Source organism: Streptomyces sp. URMC 124 (assembly GCF_051386455.1).
Taxonomy (GTDB): domain Bacteria; phylum Actinomycetota; class Actinomycetes; order Streptomycetales; family Streptomycetaceae; genus Streptomyces.
This window is the reverse complement of sequence record NZ_JBPQTS010000022.1, coordinates 17,001-32,959: the sequence shown is the minus strand read 5'-3', so window position 1 is coordinate 32,959 and position 15,959 is coordinate 17,001. Positions and strand designations below refer to the sequence as shown.

General features: G+C 71.9%; 14 protein-coding genes. 6 read left to right on the top strand and 8 right to left on the bottom strand.

Annotated features, from left to right (window positions below; all coding sequences use genetic code 11):
• Positions 1-86 precede the first annotated feature (86 nt).
• The 3 genes from ACSNOG_RS07035 to glgX form a co-directional block, all read right to left on the bottom strand.
• Complete coding sequence (locus ACSNOG_RS07035) at positions 87-1,949, bottom strand: ABC transporter ATP-binding protein (RefSeq protein ID WP_436751670.1); 1,863 nt, start codon at positions 1,947-1,949, stop codon at positions 87-89.
• Complete coding sequence (locus ACSNOG_RS07030; protein ID WP_436751669.1) at positions 1,946-3,847, bottom strand: ABC transporter ATP-binding protein; 1,902 nt, start codon at positions 3,845-3,847, stop codon at positions 1,946-1,948. The genes ACSNOG_RS07035 and ACSNOG_RS07030 overlap by 4 nt, the downstream gene beginning before the upstream one ends.
• Before the next feature lie 68 nt (positions 3,848-3,915).
• Positions 3,916-6,294: a glycogen debranching protein GlgX gene (gene glgX, locus ACSNOG_RS07025; RefSeq protein WP_436751668.1), complete on the bottom strand. Its 2,379-nt coding sequence runs from the start codon at positions 6,292-6,294 to the stop codon at positions 3,916-3,918.
• A 475-nt stretch (positions 6,295-6,769) separates the two neighbouring features.
• On the opposite strand from glgX, the gene ACSNOG_RS07020 reads away from it, so the two are divergent.
• The 4 genes from ACSNOG_RS07020 to ACSNOG_RS07005 all read left to right on the top strand — a co-directional run bounded on the left by ACSNOG_RS07020 (position 6,770) and on the right by ACSNOG_RS07005 (position 10,259).
• Complete coding sequence (locus ACSNOG_RS07020; RefSeq protein WP_436751685.1) at positions 6,770-7,942, top strand: L,D-transpeptidase; 1,173 nt, start codon at positions 6,770-6,772, stop codon at positions 7,940-7,942.
• 117 nt (positions 7,943-8,059) lie between these two features.
• Positions 8,060-8,827: an enoyl-CoA hydratase/isomerase family protein gene (locus tag ACSNOG_RS07015; protein WP_436751667.1), complete on the top strand. Its 768-nt coding sequence runs from the start codon at positions 8,060-8,062 to the stop codon at positions 8,825-8,827.
• A 314-nt stretch (positions 8,828-9,141) separates the two neighbouring features.
• The gene (locus ACSNOG_RS07010) at positions 9,142-9,645 is read left to right on the top strand and encodes an ATP-binding protein (RefSeq protein WP_436751666.1); all 504 of its coding nucleotides are present in this window, start codon (positions 9,142-9,144) and stop codon (positions 9,643-9,645) included.
• Between the two features lie 398 nt (positions 9,646-10,043).
• Positions 10,044-10,259 carry an EF-hand domain-containing protein gene (locus tag ACSNOG_RS07005; protein ID WP_436751665.1) on the top strand — a complete coding sequence of 72 codons (216 nt, stop codon included), beginning with the start codon at positions 10,044-10,046 and terminating at the stop codon, positions 10,257-10,259.
• A 57-nt stretch (positions 10,260-10,316) separates the two neighbouring features.
• On the opposite strand, the gene ACSNOG_RS07000 is transcribed toward ACSNOG_RS07005, so the two are convergent.
• Entirely contained in the window at positions 10,317-10,628 is a 312-nt protein-coding gene (locus ACSNOG_RS07000) for a hypothetical protein (RefSeq protein WP_336009345.1), read from the bottom strand.
• Between the two features lie 78 nt (positions 10,629-10,706).
• Here ACSNOG_RS07000 and cutA point away from each other — a divergent pair, with 78 nt between their 5' ends.
• Positions 10,707-11,042 (top strand): divalent-cation tolerance protein CutA, encoded by a 336-nt coding sequence (cutA, locus tag ACSNOG_RS06995; protein ID WP_436751664.1) that lies wholly within the window; start codon positions 10,707-10,709, stop codon positions 11,040-11,042.
• On the opposite strand, the gene ACSNOG_RS06990 is transcribed toward cutA, so the two are convergent.
• Complete coding sequence (locus ACSNOG_RS06990) at positions 11,029-11,586, bottom strand: hypothetical protein (protein WP_436751663.1); 558 nt, start codon at positions 11,584-11,586, stop codon at positions 11,029-11,031. The two genes, cutA and ACSNOG_RS06990, sit on opposite strands and share 14 nt — an antisense overlap.
• 174 nt (positions 11,587-11,760) lie before the next feature.
• On the opposite strand from ACSNOG_RS06990, the gene ACSNOG_RS06985 reads away from it, so the two are divergent.
• On the top strand, positions 11,761-12,600 hold the full coding sequence (locus tag ACSNOG_RS06985) for a hypothetical protein (RefSeq protein WP_436751662.1): 840 nt from the start codon (positions 11,761-11,763) through the stop codon (positions 12,598-12,600).
• A gap of 72 nt (positions 12,601-12,672) precedes the next feature.
• On the opposite strand, the gene ACSNOG_RS06980 is transcribed toward ACSNOG_RS06985, so the two are convergent.
• The 3 genes from ACSNOG_RS06980 to gcvH all read right to left on the bottom strand — a co-directional run bounded on the left by ACSNOG_RS06980 (position 12,673) and on the right by gcvH (position 15,895).
• On the bottom strand, positions 12,673-14,055 hold the full coding sequence (locus ACSNOG_RS06980; protein WP_436751661.1) for an L-serine ammonia-lyase: 1,383 nt from the start codon (positions 14,053-14,055) through the stop codon (positions 12,673-12,675).
• 151 nt (positions 14,056-14,206) lie between these two features.
• Entirely contained in the window at positions 14,207-15,469 is a 1,263-nt protein-coding gene (glyA, locus tag ACSNOG_RS06975; protein WP_436751660.1) for a serine hydroxymethyltransferase, read from the bottom strand.
• Between the two features lie 45 nt (positions 15,470-15,514).
• Positions 15,515-15,895, bottom strand: a complete 381-nt coding sequence (gcvH, locus tag ACSNOG_RS06970) for a glycine cleavage system protein GcvH (protein ID WP_436751659.1) — start codon at positions 15,893-15,895, stop codon at positions 15,515-15,517.
• Positions 15,896-15,959: the final 64 nt, after the last annotated feature.

The following is a 15,959-nucleotide window of genomic DNA, read 5'->3' as shown; positions in this document are numbered from 1 at the left end:
CCGCGGGTGGGGCCCGGACCGCCGGACCCGGGCCCCGCCCGCCCGGTCCGGCTCGGATTGCCGGACCGCCGGACCGGCCCGGGCCGTCAGGCCAGGCTGTCCCGCCAGGCCCGGTGCAGGTCCGCGAAGCGGCCCGTGCCGCCGGTCAGTTCGGCGGGCGTGCCGTCCTCCACGACGCGGCCGTCGGCCATCACCAGGACGCGGTCCGCGATCTCGACCGTCGACAGCCGGTGCGCGATGACCACCGCCGTACGGCCCTGCAGCACGGTGGCCATCGCGCGCTGCACCGCCTGCTCGCCCGGGATGTCCAGCGAGGAGGTGGCCTCGTCCAGGATGAGGACCGCCGGGTCGGCGAGCAGGGCCCGCGCGAAGGCGACCAGCTGGCGCTGGCCGGCGGAGATGCGGCCGCCGCGCTTGCGCACGTCGGTGTCGTAGCCGTCCGGCAGGGCCGTGATGAAGTCGTGGGCGCCGATGGCCTTGGCCGCCTGCTCGATCTCCTCCCGGCTCGCCCCGGGGCGGCCGATCGCGATGTTCTCCGCGACGGTGCCGGAGAACAGGAAGGCCTCCTGCGTCACCATCACCACCCCGCGCCGCAGCTCCGGCGCGGCGAGCGCGTCCAGCGGCACCCCGTCGAGGAGCACCCGGCCCTCGGTGGGGTCGTAGAAGCGGGCCAGGAGCTTGGCGAGGGTGGACTTGCCGGCCCCCGTCGAGCCGACGACCGCGACCGTCTGCCCGGCGCGCAGCGTCAGGTCGAAGCGGGGCAGCACCTCGCCGCCCGTGCGGTAGGCGAAGCGCACCCCTTCGAAGACGACCTCGCGGCCGGGCAGCCCGGCCCGCCGCTCCGGCAGCGCCTGCGGCTTGGCGGGCTCGGGCACGCCGGGCCGCTGGGCGAGCAGGCCCGCGATCTTCTCCAGCGAGGCCGCGGCCGACTGGTAGGAGTTGAGGAACATCGCCAGCTGGTCGATCGGGTCGTACAGCCGCCGCAGGTACAGCACCGCCGCCGCGAGCACGCCCAGCTCCAGCCCGTCGCCCGCCACCCGGTAGGCGCCCCACAGGACGACGCCCGCCAGGACCACGTTGGCCGTCAGGCGCGAGAGGAAGACGTAGCGGGCCATCTCCAGCAGCGCCCGGGTGTTGGAGTGCCGGTGCCGGTCGTTGAGCTCCGCGAAGTGCGCGGCGTTGGCGCGCTCCCGGCGGAAGGCCTGGACCGGGCGGATGCCGTTCATCGTCTCGGTGAACTTCACGATCACCGAGGCGATGGCCGTGGAGCGCTCGCGGTAGACCGTGTGCGCACGGCGCCGGTAGGAGCGCATCAGCAGCTGCAGCGGGACGAAGGAGAGGACGGCGACGGCGCCGATGCCCCAGTCCAGATAGAGCAGGGTGGCCGAGATGTACACGACGGCCAGGCAGACGCCGATGAGCTCCTGCAGCCCGTCGTTGATCAGCTCGCGGATCGACTCGACGTCGGTGGTCGCGCGGGAGATCAGCCGCCCGGATGTGTAGCGCTCGTGGAAGTCGAGGCTGAGCGTCTGCGCGTGGCGGAAGATGCGGCCGCGCAGGTCCAGGAGCACGTTCTGGCCGATGCGCGCCGACAGCCGGACGAAGGCGTACTGCAGCAGGCCCGCGGCCAGGGCGCTGACGGCGTACGCGGTACCGACGGCGATCAGCGGGCCGTAGTCGTCGCGGCGGGCCGCGGGCACCGCCCGGTCGATGGCGAACGCCACGAGCAGCGGCCCCGCCTGGACGGCCGCCTGCTGCAGCAGCATGACGAGGACGGTGAGCCGGACGCGGCCGCGCGCCGGGGCGAGCAGCGAGCGCAGCAGGGCGCGCGAGGCGCCCTTGGGGGCGGGCAGCACGTCCTTGTCGAAAGGATCGCCGTCCTGCCCGGCGGCCGCCGGGGCGGTCCGTTCGTCCTCGGCGGTGGTGCGGTCGGGTGCGGTGGTGGTCATCGCCGGCCTCCCTCGTGCCGTGCGTGCGTGCGGTCCGCTGCCGCGTCCCGGTCCTCGCCCGCCATGAGCGAGGCGTACTCCCGGTTGGTGCGCAGCAGTTCGTGGTGGGTGCCGACGGCGGTGATGCGTCCCCCGGAGAGCAGGGCCACGCGGTCGGCCAGCAGGACCGTGGAGGGGCGGTGGGCGACGACGAGGGCGGTGGTGGTGGCCAGCACCTCGCGCAGGGCCGCCTCGACCAGGGCCTCGGTGTGCACGTCGAGCGCGGAGAGCGGGTCGTCCAGGATGAGGAAGCGCGGGGTGCCGACGACCGCGCGGGCCAGCGCGAGCCGCTGGCGCTGCCCGCCGGACAGGCTCAGCCCCTGCTCGCCGACCTGGGTGCCGGTGCCCTCGGGCAGGGAGTGCACGAAGCCGGCCTGGGCGACCTCCAGGGCGCGGGCCAGATCGGCCTCCCGGCCGGACTCGGCGCCCATCAGCACGTTCTCCCCGACGCTCGCGGAGAACAGCGTCGGGTCCTCGAAGGCCACGGAGACCAGCTCGCGCACCCGCTCGCGCGGCATGGCGGCGACGTCCTCGCCGTCCAGAGTGATCCGCCCGGAGGTCGCCTCGTGGAGGCGGGGGACGAGGGCGGTCAGGGTGGTCTTCCCGCTGCCCGTGGCCCCGACGAGGGCCATCGTCTCGCCGGGCCGGATGTGCAGGTCGACGCCGTGCAGGACGGGCGGGGCGCCCGCGGGGGCGTCGGGGTAGCGGAAGCCGACGCCCTCCAGGCGCAGCCCGCCGCGCTCGCCCTCGGGGGGCTCCTCCCCGCGCGCGGGGGAAGCCGCTGCGGCCTTCGCCGCGGCGTTCTCGGTCGTCTTCTCAGCGGTCCTTTCAGCGGTCTTCGCGGCGGTCGTGTCGGCGGGGACGGGGACGTCCATGACCTCGAAGTAGCGGTCGGCGGCCGTGGCCGACTCGTTGGCGATCGCGATCAGGAAGCCGAAGGACTCCACCGGCCAGCGCAGCGCCAGGGCCGTCGACAGGAAGGCCACCAGCGTGCCGGCCGAGAGCTCCCCGTCGGCGACCTGCAGCACGCCGAGCACCAGCGCCGCGCCGATCGCCAGCTCCGGCAGGCTCATGATGACCGCCCAGAGCAGCCCCAGCAGGTGGGCCTTGTCCAGCTCGGTGCCGCGCAGCCGGCCGGAGAGCGCCGCGAAGGCCCGCTCCTGGCCGCGATGGCGGCCGAAGCCCTTGATGATGCGGATGCCGAGCACGCTCTCCTCGACGACCGTCGCGAGGTCGCCGGACTGGTCCTGCGCGGTGCGCGCGGCCCGGGAGTAGCGCTCCTCGAAGTACGTGCAGAGCATCACCAGCGGCACCACCGGGGCGAGCAGCACCAGCCCCAGCGTCCACTGCTGCACCAGCAGGACGACGAAGCCCACCAGGATCGTCACGCCGTTGACGAGCATGAACGTCAGCGGGAAGGCCAGGAAGATGCGCAGCAGCATCAGGTCCGTCGTGCCGCGGGAGAGCAGCTGTCCCGAGGGCCAGCGGTCGTGGAAGGCGACCGGCAGCCGCTGCAGGTGCGCGTAGAGGTCGGCCCGCATGTCCGCCTCGACCTTCGCCAGCGGGCGGGCCACGAGGAAGCGGCGCAGCGCGAAGAGCGACGCCTCCAGCACCCCGAGCACGAGCACCAGCGCGCCGCCCAGCCACACCCCCGAGGGGTCCTTGCCGGCGACCGGGCCGTCCACGATCCACTTGAGCGCGAGCGGAATGACGAGACTGGCGCAGGACGCGACGATGGTCACCGCGGCGCCCGTGATGATCCTCTTGCGCACGGGCCGCACGTAGGGCCACAGGCGCAGCAGTGAACGGACGGCGGACCGTCTCTCGGACGGGCGGGAGGCTTCGGCGGTATCGGTCATCACGACCGAGACTACGGTTCACCACTGACACCGCTCACTCGGTTTTTGCGCCCAGGAGCCGTACCCCGCTACGGAATTGGAGCCTCCGCTCCGGCTTCCGCCCGCTCCCTCGTCACCCGCCACAGGAGCACCGAGCGCGCCTCCACGGTGATGCGCGCGCCCGCCGCCCGGTGCTCGCCGGGGGGCGCCGCCTGCTCCTCCCGCGCGGTGTCCACGAGCAGCTCGTAGCCGTCCGCCCAGGGCGGGCCCGGCAGGGTGAACCCCGTGCCGGCCGGGCCCGCGTGCAGCACGGCCAGGAAGCTGTCGTCCGTGACCGGCTCGCCCTGCTGCCCGCGCTGGGGGATGTCCCGGCCCGAGAGGTACATGCCGAGCGTGGCCGCCGGCGCGTACCAGTCGGCCTGCGTCATCTCCGTGCCCCCGGCCGTGAACCAGGCCAGGTCCCGCAGCCCGTCCGCGCTCTGCGGGCGGCCGGAGAAGAAGGAGCGGCTGCGCAGGACGGGGTGGGCGCGGCGCAGCGCGAGGAGCCGGCCGCACAGGTCCGCGAGCGCGCGCCAGCCCGGCTCCTCCAGCAGCGACCAGTCGGTCCAGCTGGTCTCGTTGTCCTGGCAGTAGGCGTTGTTGTTGCCGCCCTGGGTGCGGCCCATCTCGTCGCCCGCGACGAGCATGGGCACGCCCGTCGACAGCAGCAGGGTGGTCAGCAGGTTGCGCAGCTGGCGCCGCCGCAGGGCCCGCACCGCGGGGTCGTCCGTGGGGCCCTCCGCGCCGCAGTTCCACGACCGGTTGCCGTCGGTGCCGTCGCGGTTGCCCTCGCCGTTGGCCTCGTTGTGCTTGTGCTCGTAGCTGACCAGGTCGCGCAGGGTGAAGCCGTCGTGGGCCGTGACGAAGTTGACGGAGGCGTAGGGGCGGCGGCCGCCCCAGGCGTAGAGGTCGCTGGAGCCCGACAGGCGGTAGCCGAGGTCGCGCACGTCGGGCAGGGCGCCGCGCCAGTAGTCCCGCACGGCGTCGCGGTAGCGGTCGTTCCACTCCGTCCACAGCGGGGGGAAGGAGCCGACCTGGTAGCCGCCCGAGCCCACGTCCCACGGCTCGGCTATCAGCTTGACGCGGCGCAGCACGGGGTCCTGGGCGATGACGGCGAGGAACGGCGAGAGCATGTCGACGTCGTGCATGGAGCGGGCGAGCGCCGCCGCCAGGTCGAAGCGGAAGCCGTCGACGCCCATCTCCGTCACCCAGTAGCGCAGCGAGTCGGTGATCAGCCGCAGGACGTTCGGCTGGACGACGTGCAGGGTGTTGCCGCAGCCGGTGTAGTCCGCGTAGCGGCGCCGGTCGCCCTGGAGCCGGTAGTAGCGGCGGTTGTCGATGCCCCTCAGGGACAGCGTGGGGCCCAGCTCGCCGCCCTCGGCGGTGTGGTTGTAGACCACGTCGAGGATGACCTCGAGGCCCGCCGCGTGCAGGGCGCGCACCATGCGCTTGAACTCGCCCACCTGCCGGCCGTCGGTCCCGGAGGCCGCGTAGGCGGCGTGCGGGGCGAAGTAGCCGATGGAGTTGTAGCCCCAGTAGTTGCGCAGACCGCGCCGCAGCAGGTGGTCCTCGTGCGCGAACTGGTGCACCGGGAGCAGCTCCACGGCCGTCACCCCGAGGCGCACCAGGTGCTCCACGGCCGCGGGGTGCGCGAGCCCGGCGTAGGTGCCGCGCAGCTCCTCGGGGACGCCCGGGTGGCGCTTGGTGAAGCCGCGCACGTGCAGCTCGTAGATGACGGAGTCGGGCCAGGGGGTCTTGGGCCGCTGGTCGTCCGCCCAGTCGTCGCCGTCGGCGACGACCACGCCCTTGGGGACGTACGGGGCCGAGTCGCGCTCGTCGCGGACGGTGTCGGCGACGTGCTGCTGGGGCCAGTCCCGCACGTGCCCGTAGACCTCGGGGGGCAGGGAGAAGTCGCCGTCGACGGCGCGGGCGTAGGGGTCCAGCAGGAGCTTGGCGGGGTTCCAGCGGGCGCCCGTCCAGGGGTCCCAGCGGCCGTGGACGCGGTAGCCGTAGCGGCGGCCGGGCAGCACGCCGGGCACGAAGCCGTGCCATATCTCGTGCGTCAGCTCGGTCAGCGGCAGCCGCGTCTCGCCCTGCGGCGCCCCGGCCGGGCCGCCGTCCCCTGCGCCGCCCCCGCCGTCGAACAGGCATAGCTCGACGGCCTCCGCCCCGCCGGCCCACAGGGCGAAGTTCGTCCCCGCCGTCCCGTCGGCGGCGGTCCTGAAGCGGGCGCCGAGCGGCTCCGGGCTGCCGGGCCACACCGTGGCTCCGGGCAGCGGCCGCAGGGCCGGGTCCGGGCGGGGGCGTCCGTTGACGGCGCCCGGGGCCCCCGCGGGCCGTCCGGACGTGCGGCCGTCCTCGGGGCGCCGGGTCCGGCGGCCGCCGAACTCGTCCCCCCGCTCCGCCTCTTGCTCGGGTGCGCTCGACACGTCTTCGCCTCCGGCGGCTCGCGGGCAGCGCGCCGGGCGCCCGGCGTCCCGTGCCGGGCGGCGGCGGTTCCGTCCTTGCCCCCAGTTCTGCCCAGAACCACGCGTGCGCTCACCCGTGTGATCGGGCGCCGGGCCGGGCGCCGCAAGGGCTCTGCCCGCTCGCGGGCAGCGGGCCGCCCCCGGGCCGGGGCACTCAGGTGGCCGGATTATGATGCTCACCTTCAGCCACGGGGATCACCCTCGCCGCATGTCTCGTACCACCGTTCCCATTTGGGACCGAACGGTGACATTCCCACGGGACGGTGGCACAGGAGCCCTGTGGTTATCTATCGCCAGCGCGTGAGCCGCGCTTTCGGGGGCGCCGCGTGGCCGCGGGCCGTGCGAGGGGAGACAACCGATTGTGAACGTGCAGCTGATACCGAGAGGCCGTGCAGACCGGCGCAGAGGTCTGTTCGCGCTGCTTCTCGGCGCGCTGATGCTGCTGGTCACCGCCTGTGGCGGCGGTGACGACGACGGCAAGAAGAACGGCGTCAAGAAGGTCCCGGACGGCCCCTCGCAGGCCGTCGTGTCCATCGCGCCCGAGGACGGCACGAAGGACGTCAAGACGTCCGGCGCGCTCAAGGTGACGGCCCAGAAGGGCAAGCTGACCTCCGTGAAGGTCGCCGATGCCAAGGGCCGCACGGTCGAGGGCAGGATCACCGGCGACGGCGCCGCCTGGGAGCCCACCGCCCACCTCGGCGCGTCCACCCAGTACACGGTCGACGCCCTGGCCAAGGACGACGAGGGCCGTCCGTCGGCCAAGCACGCGTCCTTCACGACGCTCACCCCGCAGAACACCTTCGTCGGCTACTTCACGCCGGAGGACGGCAGCACGGTCGGCGTGGGCATGCCCGTATCGGTCACTTTCAGCCGCGGCATCACCGACCCCAAGGCCGTCGAGCGCGCCATCAAGGTGAAGACGGAGCCGGCGGTCGAGGTCAAGGGCCACTGGTTCGGCAACGACCGCATCGACTTCCGCCCCGAGCACTACTGGAAGGCCGGCACCAAGGTGACGGTCGACCTGAACCTCGACGGCGTCCAGGGCCGCGAGGGCGTCTACGGCTCGCAGTCGAAGACCGTGAAGTTCACCGTCGGCCGCAGCCAGGTCAGCACGGTCGACGCCAAGTCGCACCAGATGACGGTCGAGCGCGACGGCAAGGTCCTCAAGACCATCCCGATATCCGCGGGCGCCCCCGCCAACCCCACGTACAACGGCCAGATGGTCATCAGCGAGAAGCACGAGGTGACGCGCATGAACGGCGCCACCGTCGGCTTCACCAAGGGTGACGGCAAGGGCGAATACGACATCCCGGACGTGCCGCACGCGATGCGCCTGTCCACCTCCGGCACCTTCCTGCACGGCAACTACTGGTCCGGCTCCTCCACCTTCGGCTCGGCGAACGCGAGCCACGGCTGCGTGGGCCTGGAGGACGAGCGCGGCGGCGGCGACCCGAACACGCCCGCGGCCTGGTTCTTCAACAACTCGCTCATCGGCGACGTCGTCATCGTGAAGAACTCCGACGACAAGACGATCAAGCCGGACAACGGACTCAACGGCTGGAACCTGCCGTGGTCCGAGTGGGGCAAGAGCAGCCCCCAGGCCGGCTGACGGCCCCTCGCACACGGCCTGCGGCCCGGAGCACTCGCGACGAGAGCTCCGGGCCGCAGGCGTTTCCGCGCCCGATCGGGGGGAGCCCGCGCACCCCCGTGTCACTAACCTGGTGCCATGACTGTGCATCTTGAGGTTGCCGAGGGCGTCGGAACCATCCGCCTGGACCGTCCGCCGATGAACGCGCTCGACATCGCCGCCCAGGACCGTATCCGCGAGCTCGCCGAGGAGACGACCCGCCGCGAGGACGTGCGGGCCGTCGTGCTGTGGGGCGGGGAGAAGGTGTTCGCCGCCGGGGCGGACATCAAGGAGATGCAGAAGATGGACCACGCCGCGATGGTGGCGCGCTCCCGCGGGCTGCAGGACTCCTTCACCGCCGTGGCCCGGATCCCCAAGCCCGTCGTCGCCGCCGTCACCGGCTACGCCCTGGGCGGCGGCTGCGAGCTGGCGCTCTGCGCCGACTTCCGGATCGCCGCCGACGACGCCAAGCTCGGCCAGCCCGAGATCCTGCTCGGCCTGATCCCCGGCGCGGGCGGCACGCAGCGCCTGTCCCGGCTGATCGGCCCGTCCAAGGCCAAGGACCTCATCTTCACCGGTCGCATGGTCAAGGCCGACGAGGCGCTCGCGCTCGGCCTGGTCGACCGCGTCGTGCCCGCCGCCGAGGTGTACGAGCAGGCGCACGCGTGGGCGGCGCGGCTCGCCGCCGGCCCCGCGCTCGCGCTGCGCGCCGCGAAGGAGTCCGTCGACGCCGGTCTGGAGACCGACATCGACACGGGCCTGGCCATCGAACGGAACTGGTTTGCGGGCTTGTTCGCGACGGAGGACCGCGAGATCGGCATGCGCAGCTTCGTCGAGGAGGGCCCGGGCAAGGCCAAGTTCGTCTGACGCGCGACCGGTTGGCGGCGGCTGCGAGGCGGCCCGTCGCCGCCGCCCGGCGTTGACGCGCGGTCGTGCCGGTGTCCACCCCCGGGTGCCTCTTGTGGGGGAATTACGCGCAGTGCACGACCGCGCGGAACCGCCGTTCCGGCCGTTTCGGGCGATCTTTCAGGGTGCTGTGGTCGCCGCAGGTCAGTGTGGGTTTCCGGGCCTCTTTCCTGCCCTTGGCATATGTCGTCGCAGGGGCTCGGAGGGTGTCATTCCGGTCAGGTGAATCCCCGGGTTCCAGCCCCGGCCGTGCTTGCGGCGGCCATGATGGGGGCATGGCGGGCCTGGAGGGAACGGAGCAGCCACGGCAGCGGGCCGGTACGGCCGCTGTGCGCTGGTCGCCGACCGTGGAGGATGAGCTGGCGCTCAAGGCGCTGGATCTGTTCGGCAACCCCACACTGGGCGAGGTGCGCCTGCCCTCCCGGCCCGAATCCGCCGTCGCGGCCCGCCGGCTGACCCAGTCCGTGGTCCTGCGCCAGTGGGGCCTCTCGGGCCAACTCACCGAGCACGCCGTCCTGCTGGTCTCCGAGCTCGTCGGCAATGCCGTCCGCCACACCGGCGCGCGCTACTTCGGCCTGCGGATGCTGCGCCGGCGCGGCTGGCTGCGCATAGAGGTCCGCGACCCCTCCCGCGGGCTGCCGTGCCTGATGCCGGTGCGCGAGCTCGACGTCACGGGCCGGGGGCTCTTCCTCGTCGACAAGCTCTCGGACCGCTGGGGGGTGGACCTGCTGGCCCGCGGCAAGACCACCTGGTTCGAGATGCGGGTCGCCGACCGCTGAGCCGTCCCCCAGGCCCCCTGGGCTCGCCGCTACGACGAAGAGGCCCCCATCCGTCGGCGTGCGACGGGCCGGGGGCCTCTTCGGGCGCCGCGGAGAATTGGGGTGTGTTCCGCGGCGGATGACGACCGGGCTCGGGTCAATGAGGGTCGTGGCTTCCGACTATGGCAGACGGGGTGCGTTCCAGCCAAAACGGCTAACTGTTCAATTCGGGCAAGGGTGGCCATTTCTCTCCGTAATCAAAGGTGAGGTGGGCCACGTGCCTTGAATTCTTCGAATGGATCACTGGCAGCGCTTATTTTTATGCGAAATTACACAGAGTGAGCTCTGGCCGTGATCAACCCGGGGGAAAGGGCGGCTAATCTGTGCCGGTCATACCAGCACACCAAGGGGAGGCCCACATGGCCGACATGGAGAGCGCACGCGAGACGTTCGCCAAGTTCGACATCGACGGGGACGGCTTCATCACGGCCGCGGAGTACAAGAAGGCGATGGCGCAGCTCGGCGACCACTTCGTCACCGAGACCGTCGCCCAGTCCATCATCGACTCGAAGGACAGCAACGGCGACCGCCTGCTGTCCTTCGAGGAGTTCTGGAACTCCGTCAGCAAGGGCTGACCCGCACGGAGCGGCCGGCCGGCCCTCGTGGAAGGCCGGCCCGGGCCGCGGCCCCGGTCAGCGCCAGCCGCGCCGCTGCGCCCCGGCCCGGCGCCGCCGGTCGTTGCACAGCAAGCAGCGGCCCCAGCCCGGCGGCAGGGGATCGGTCTTGTCCCCGTACAGCGGATCCACGGGGCCCTTCGGGTGCTCCGAGCAGCCCGTGGCCGCCAGGCCGCCGCCCAGGGCGCTCGCCGCGGTCAGCGCCCTGCGCAGGGCGTCCACCAGCTGCTCGGCCTCATGGGGCGCGGGTGCGGCGGCGTCGAGGGAGAAGGCGATGTCCGAGGCGGTGGTGAGCGCGCTCTGGAGTTCGCGCAGGTCTGCGTAACTCATGCTCGCGAGCGTAACCGCCCCCACTGACAACACCGTCCCGCCGCCCGTCGCACACGGCCCCTGCGGTACGGTCGCGCCATGCCGGAGGCCCAGTACATCGCCGTCATGACGACCACCGACAGCGAGGAGCGCGCCGAGCACCTCGCCACCACCGCCGTCGAGGCGCGGCTCGCCGCCTGCGCCCAGATCGACGGCCCCGTCACGAGCGTCTACCGGTGGCAGGACGAGGTGCACAGCGACACCGAGTGGCGTGTCCTCTACAAGACCGCCGCGGACCGCTACGGCGAGCTGGAGGCCCACATCCGGGCCGAGCACACCTACGAGACCCCGGAGATCATCGCCACCCCCGTCACGGCGGGCAGCGACGCCTACCTCGCCTGGCTCCGGACGCAGACCCGCGTCAGCCGCGGCTGAGGACCCAGCTCCGCTCGGCACCCGCCGAGCCCGTGTCCCGGACCGTCCGCACCCCCTCGCCGGTCGCGTCGCGCGAGGTGCCCGTGCGGTGCGAGACCTGCTCCCAGATGCGCCCGTCGGCCTCCGCGACCACCTTCTGCCGCCCGCCCGCGCCGACCGGCTCCGTGCGGAAGCGCTGCTCCTCCGCGCCCGCGTCGCACGGCACGGTGACGAGCAGCGAGGCCTGTCTGCCGATGCAGCGGTAGGGCTGCGCCTGCGACCAGAACTGGTGCGTGGCGGGGCTGTAGACCCAGGTCTGGGCGCGGCGTTCGGAATCCCGGCACGGCTGCAGCGCCACCAGCCAGGGGCGCAGCGAGCCGCGCGGGTCGCGGTAGCCCGATCCTTCGGCGGTCAGGCAGCCGCCGTGCGTGCCGTTGTGGATGCGCACGGCGCCGCCGGGCGCCGCGGGCGTGGGCCCGGCGTCGGCGCCGGCCAGGGGGGCCGTCACACCGAGGGCGGCGACGGCGCCGAGGATCGCTGCGGTGGCGCGGAGGCAATGGCGCATGGCGAGGACTCCTCGATCAAGGGGTGAGAACGGAACGAGGGCGCCGACATTACTGACGGCTGTGGTGCGCTGACACGCTGTTTCCGGTCATGGTCATTTCGACTCGCAACTCATGATCAGCCGGGATATCCTCACCGAAACTTGATGAAGTACGGACAAAGGACAGTAAGGCACTTGAAGGCGATACGTAAGAGCGTCGTGGCGGTTACGGGGGTCGCTCTCGCTCTGAGCCTGGCGGCGTGCGGGGGTGGCGCGAGCGCCGGGCGCGACAAGGGCGGCTCCGGCGCGGACGAGGCGCTCAAGGCGGCCGATCCGGTCGGCACCCTGAAGGCGGCCGCGGCCAGGGGTGCCCAGCAGAACACCTACCGCACCAAGGGGACGCGAAAGGGTGCGAGCGGTGCCTACGTCACCGAAGGCGCCCACCAGGTGAAGCCCGAAGCCTCCGAGTCGAAGGACGTGGGTCCGAAGACGGCGGAACTTCCCGACGGCGTGAGCCGCCTCATCGCGGTGAACGACAAGATGTACTTCAACGGGGAGAAGGTTCCCGGCAAGAAGTGGTGGACGTTCGGCGGCGAGGGTGTCGACAAGAGCGACGACCCGTCGTCGGAGCTCTTCGTCCGGAAGACTTCGGCCCTCGCCACGTCCAAGAACGTGAAGAACACGGGCGTCGAGACGGTCGGCGGCCGCCGCACGGCTCGCTTCCAGGGCACGGTCGTCGTGTCCGACCTGGCCGCGTACAAGGGCGACGCGATCCGGGACAAGGACCGCGACTTCGAGGTGAGGCACTACAAGGACGACGGCGTGCGGCAGTTCGACCTCGTCGTCTGGGTGGACGGGGAGGGCGTGGTCGCGAAGATCGAAGAGTCGGGCAAGGGCTCCGAGGGCGAGTTCCGCAGGACCGACGAGTACTTCGACTGGGGCGCGAAGCTGGACATCAAGCCCCCGCCGGCCGGCGAGACGGCCACCGAGAAGGAGGTCTTCGAGGCCGAGCTGGAGAAGCAGAAGCAGAAGTAGCGTCCGGAACGCGACGGGGCGCCTCGCCCGGCGGATGCCGGGCCAGGCGCCCCGTCGTCGATCAGCGACGCGTCAGCACTCGATGATGTTCACGGCCAGACCGCCGCGCGCCGTCTCCTTGTACTTCACGCTCATGTCCGCGCCCGTCTCCTTCATGGTCTTGATGACCTTGTCGAGGGAGACGTGGTGCCGGCCGTCGCCGCGCAGGGCCATGCGGGCCGCGGTGACGGCCTTGGCGGCCGCCATGCCGTTGCGCTCGATGCACGGGATCTGGACCAGGCCGCCGACCGGGTCGCAGGTCAGGCCGAGGTTGTGCTCCATGCCGATCTCCGCGGCGTTCTCCACCTGCTCGGGGGAGCCGCCCAGGACCTCGGCGAGGCCGCCGGAGGCCATGGAGCAGGCGGAGCCGACCTCGCCCTGGCAGCCGACCTCGGCGCCGGAGATCGAGGCGTTCTCCTTGAAGAGCAGGCCGATGGCGCCCGCGGCGAGCAGGAAGCGGACGATGCCGTCCTCGTCCGCGCCGGGCACGAAGTTCATGTAGTAGTGCAGGACGGCCGGGATGATGCCGGCGGCGCCGTTGGTCGGTGCGGTCACCACGCGGCCGCCCGCGGCGTTCTCCTCGTTGACGGCCATGGCGTAGATCGTGATCCACTCCATGGCGCGGGCCTGCGGGTCGCCCTCGGCGCGCAGCTGGCGCGCGGTGTTCGCGGCGCGGCGGCGGACCTTCAGACCGCCCGGCAGGATGCCCTCGCGGGACATGCCGCGGGCGACGCACGCCTGCATGACGCCCCAGATCTCCAGCAGGCCCTCGCGGATCTCCTGCTCGGTGCGCCAGGCCTTCTCGTTCTCCATCATCATCGCGGAGATCGACAGGCCCGACTCGCGGGACATGCGCAGCAGCTCGTCGCCCGTGCGGAAGGGGTACTTCAGGACGGTGTCGTCGAGCTTGATGCGGTCCTCGCCGACCGCGTCCTCGTCCACGACGAAACCGCCGCCGACGGAGTAGTAGGTCTTCTCCAGCAGGGGCGCGCCGGCCTCGTCGTAGGCGAAGAGGGTCATGCCGTTGGCGTGGTACGGCAGGGAGCGGCGGCGGTGCAGGATCAGCTGGGTCGACTCGTCGAAGTCGATCTCGTGGGTGCTGCCGATCTCCGCGCCGAGCAGCCGCAGCCGCTTCGACTCGCGGATGCGCTCGACCTCGGTGTCCGCGAGCTCGACGTCGACGGTGCGCGGGGAGTAGCCCTCCAGACCGAGCAGGACGGCCTTGGGGGTGCCGTGGCCGTGGCCGGTGGCGCCGAGCGAGCCGAAGAGCTCGGCCCGGACGGAGGCGGTGTGGGCCAGCAGGCCCTCGTTCTTCAGCCGGCGCGTGAACATCAGCGCGGCCCGCATGGGACCCACCGTGTGGGAGCTGGACGGGCCTATGCCGATCGAGAAGAGATCGAAAACGGAGATGGCCACGGTGGCTGCTCCCTGTCTGCTTGGAGGTGGTACGGGTCGTGCTGGGGGGCGCCCGCGGTGGTACGGAGGGCGCGTGGTGCGGGGCACCGGGCGCTCACCTTTTCAGTGTGCCCGGTGCCCCGTACCGATGCGTAAAACGGATGCAGATGTGTTACTTCAGGCCGGGGTACAGCGGGTGCTTGTCCGCCAGGGCCGTGACGCGGCCGCGCAGGGCCTCCGCGTCGTAGACCGGCTTCAGCGCCTCGGCGATGATGTCGGCGACCTCGCGGAAGTCCTCCGCCTGGAAGCCGCGGGTGGCCAGCGCCGGGGTGCCGATCCGCAGACCCGAGGTGACCATCGGGGGCCGGGGGTCGTTCGGGATGGCGTTCCGGTTGACCGTGATCCCGACCTCGTGGAGGCGGTCCTCGGCCTGCTGGCCGTCCAGCTCGGAGTTGCGCAGGTCCACCAGCACCAGGTGCACGTCCGTGCCGCCGGAGAGGACGGAGACGCCCGCCTCGGTGACGTCGGCCTGCACCAGGCGCTCGGCCAGGATCTTCGCGCCCTCCAGCGTACGCTGCTGGCGCTCCTTGAACTCCTCGCTGGCCGCGACCTTGAAGGAAACGGCCTTCGCGGCGATCACGTGCTCCAGCGGACCACCCTGCTGACCGGGGAAGACGGCAGAGTTGATCTTCTTGGCGAGCTCGGCAGTGGAGAGGATCACACCACCGCGGGGACCGCCGAGGGTCTTGTGCGTGGTGGTGGTCACGACGTGCGCGTGCGGCACCGGGGAGGGGTGCAGCCCGGCGGCGACGAGGCCCGCGAAGTGGGCCATGTCGACCATCAGGTACGCGCCGACCTCGTCGGCGATCCGGCGGAAGGCCGCGAAGTCCAGCTGGCGCGGGTACGCGGACCAGCCGGCGACGATCAGCTTCGGGCGGTGCTCCTTGGCGAGGCGCTCGACCTCCTCCATGTCGACCAGGTTGGTCTGCTCGTCGACGTGGTAGGCGACCACGTTGTAGAGCTTGCCGGAGAAGTTGATCTTCATGCCGTGGGTCAGGTGCCCGCCGTGGGCGAGGTTCAGACCCAGGATGGTGTCGCCCGGCTTGAGCAGCGCGAACATCGCGGCGGCGTTGGCCTGCGCACCGGAGTGCGGCTGGACGTTCGCGTGCTCGGCACCGAAGAGCGCCTTGATCCGGTCGATGGCGATCTGCTCGACGACATCGACGTGCTCGCAGCCACCGTAGTAGCGGCGGCCGGGGTAGCCCTCGGCGTACTTGTTGGTGAGGACCGAGCCCTGGGCCTCCATGACCGCGACCGGAGCGAAGTTCTCCGAGGCGATCATCTCGAGGGTGGACTGCTGACGGTGGAGTTCGGCGTCGACAGCGGCGGCGACGTCGGGGTCGAGCTCATGGAGGGAGCTGTTCAGCAGAGACATGAGTTCTTCCTGGACTTCCTGGGCGAGGGAGGGCGAGGGGCGGGTTCAGCCTGCGGTGAAGCCGTCGTACTCGGCGGCGGAGAGGAGGTCCGCCGGCTCGTCCGTGATCTTCACCTTGAACAGCCAGCCGCCCTCGAAGGGGGCGGAGTTCACCAGCGAGGGGTCGTCCACGACGTCCTGGTTGGCCTCGGTGACCTCGCCGGTCACCGGGGAGTACAGGTCGCTGACCGACTTGGTCGACTCCAGCTCGCCACAGGTCTCGCCCGCGGTGACCGTGTCACCGACGGCCGGGAGCTGGGCGAAGACGACGTCACCGAGGGAGTTCGCGGCGAACTCGGTGATGCCGACCGTGGCCACGCCGTCCGCGTCGACGGCCGACAGCCACTCGTGCTCCTTGCTGTAGCGCAGCTGCTGGGGGTTGCTCATGGCTAGATTCTCCTGGATGCGCGTGAGTGCTTGTGCAACGGGTCTTGACAGGGGTGGGACGAGA

What these genes read in the sequence shown, in the direction of transcription:
- ACSNOG_RS07035 (WP_436751670.1), bottom strand. Translation starts at nt 1,949, where the DNA reads ATGACCACCACCGCACCCGACCGCACCACCGCCGAGGACGAACGGACC.
- ACSNOG_RS07030 (WP_436751669.1), bottom strand. Translation starts at nt 3,847, where the DNA reads ATGACCGATACCGCCGAAGCCTCCCGCCCGTCCGAGAGACGGTCCGCC.
- ACSNOG_RS07020 (WP_436751685.1), top strand. Translation starts at nt 6,770, where the DNA reads ATGCTGCTGGTCACCGCCTGTGGCGGCGGTGACGACGACGGCAAGAAG.
- ACSNOG_RS07015 (WP_436751667.1), top strand. Translation starts at nt 8,060, where the DNA reads ATGACTGTGCATCTTGAGGTTGCCGAGGGCGTCGGAACCATCCGCCTG.
- ACSNOG_RS07010 (WP_436751666.1), top strand. Translation starts at nt 9,142, where the DNA reads ATGGCGGGCCTGGAGGGAACGGAGCAGCCACGGCAGCGGGCCGGTACG.
- ACSNOG_RS07005 (WP_436751665.1), top strand. Translation starts at nt 10,044, where the DNA reads ATGGCCGACATGGAGAGCGCACGCGAGACGTTCGCCAAGTTCGACATC.
- ACSNOG_RS07000 (WP_336009345.1), bottom strand. Translation starts at nt 10,628, where the DNA reads ATGAGTTACGCAGACCTGCGCGAACTCCAGAGCGCGCTCACCACCGCC.
- cutA (WP_436751664.1), top strand. Translation starts at nt 10,707, where the DNA reads ATGCCGGAGGCCCAGTACATCGCCGTCATGACGACCACCGACAGCGAG.
- ACSNOG_RS06990 (WP_436751663.1), bottom strand. Translation starts at nt 11,586, where the DNA reads ATGCGCCATTGCCTCCGCGCCACCGCAGCGATCCTCGGCGCCGTCGCC.
- glyA (WP_436751660.1), bottom strand. Translation starts at nt 15,469, where the DNA reads ATGTCTCTGCTGAACAGCTCCCTCCATGAGCTCGACCCCGACGTCGCC.
- gcvH (WP_436751659.1), bottom strand. Translation starts at nt 15,895, where the DNA reads ATGAGCAACCCCCAGCAGCTGCGCTACAGCAAGGAGCACGAGTGGCTG.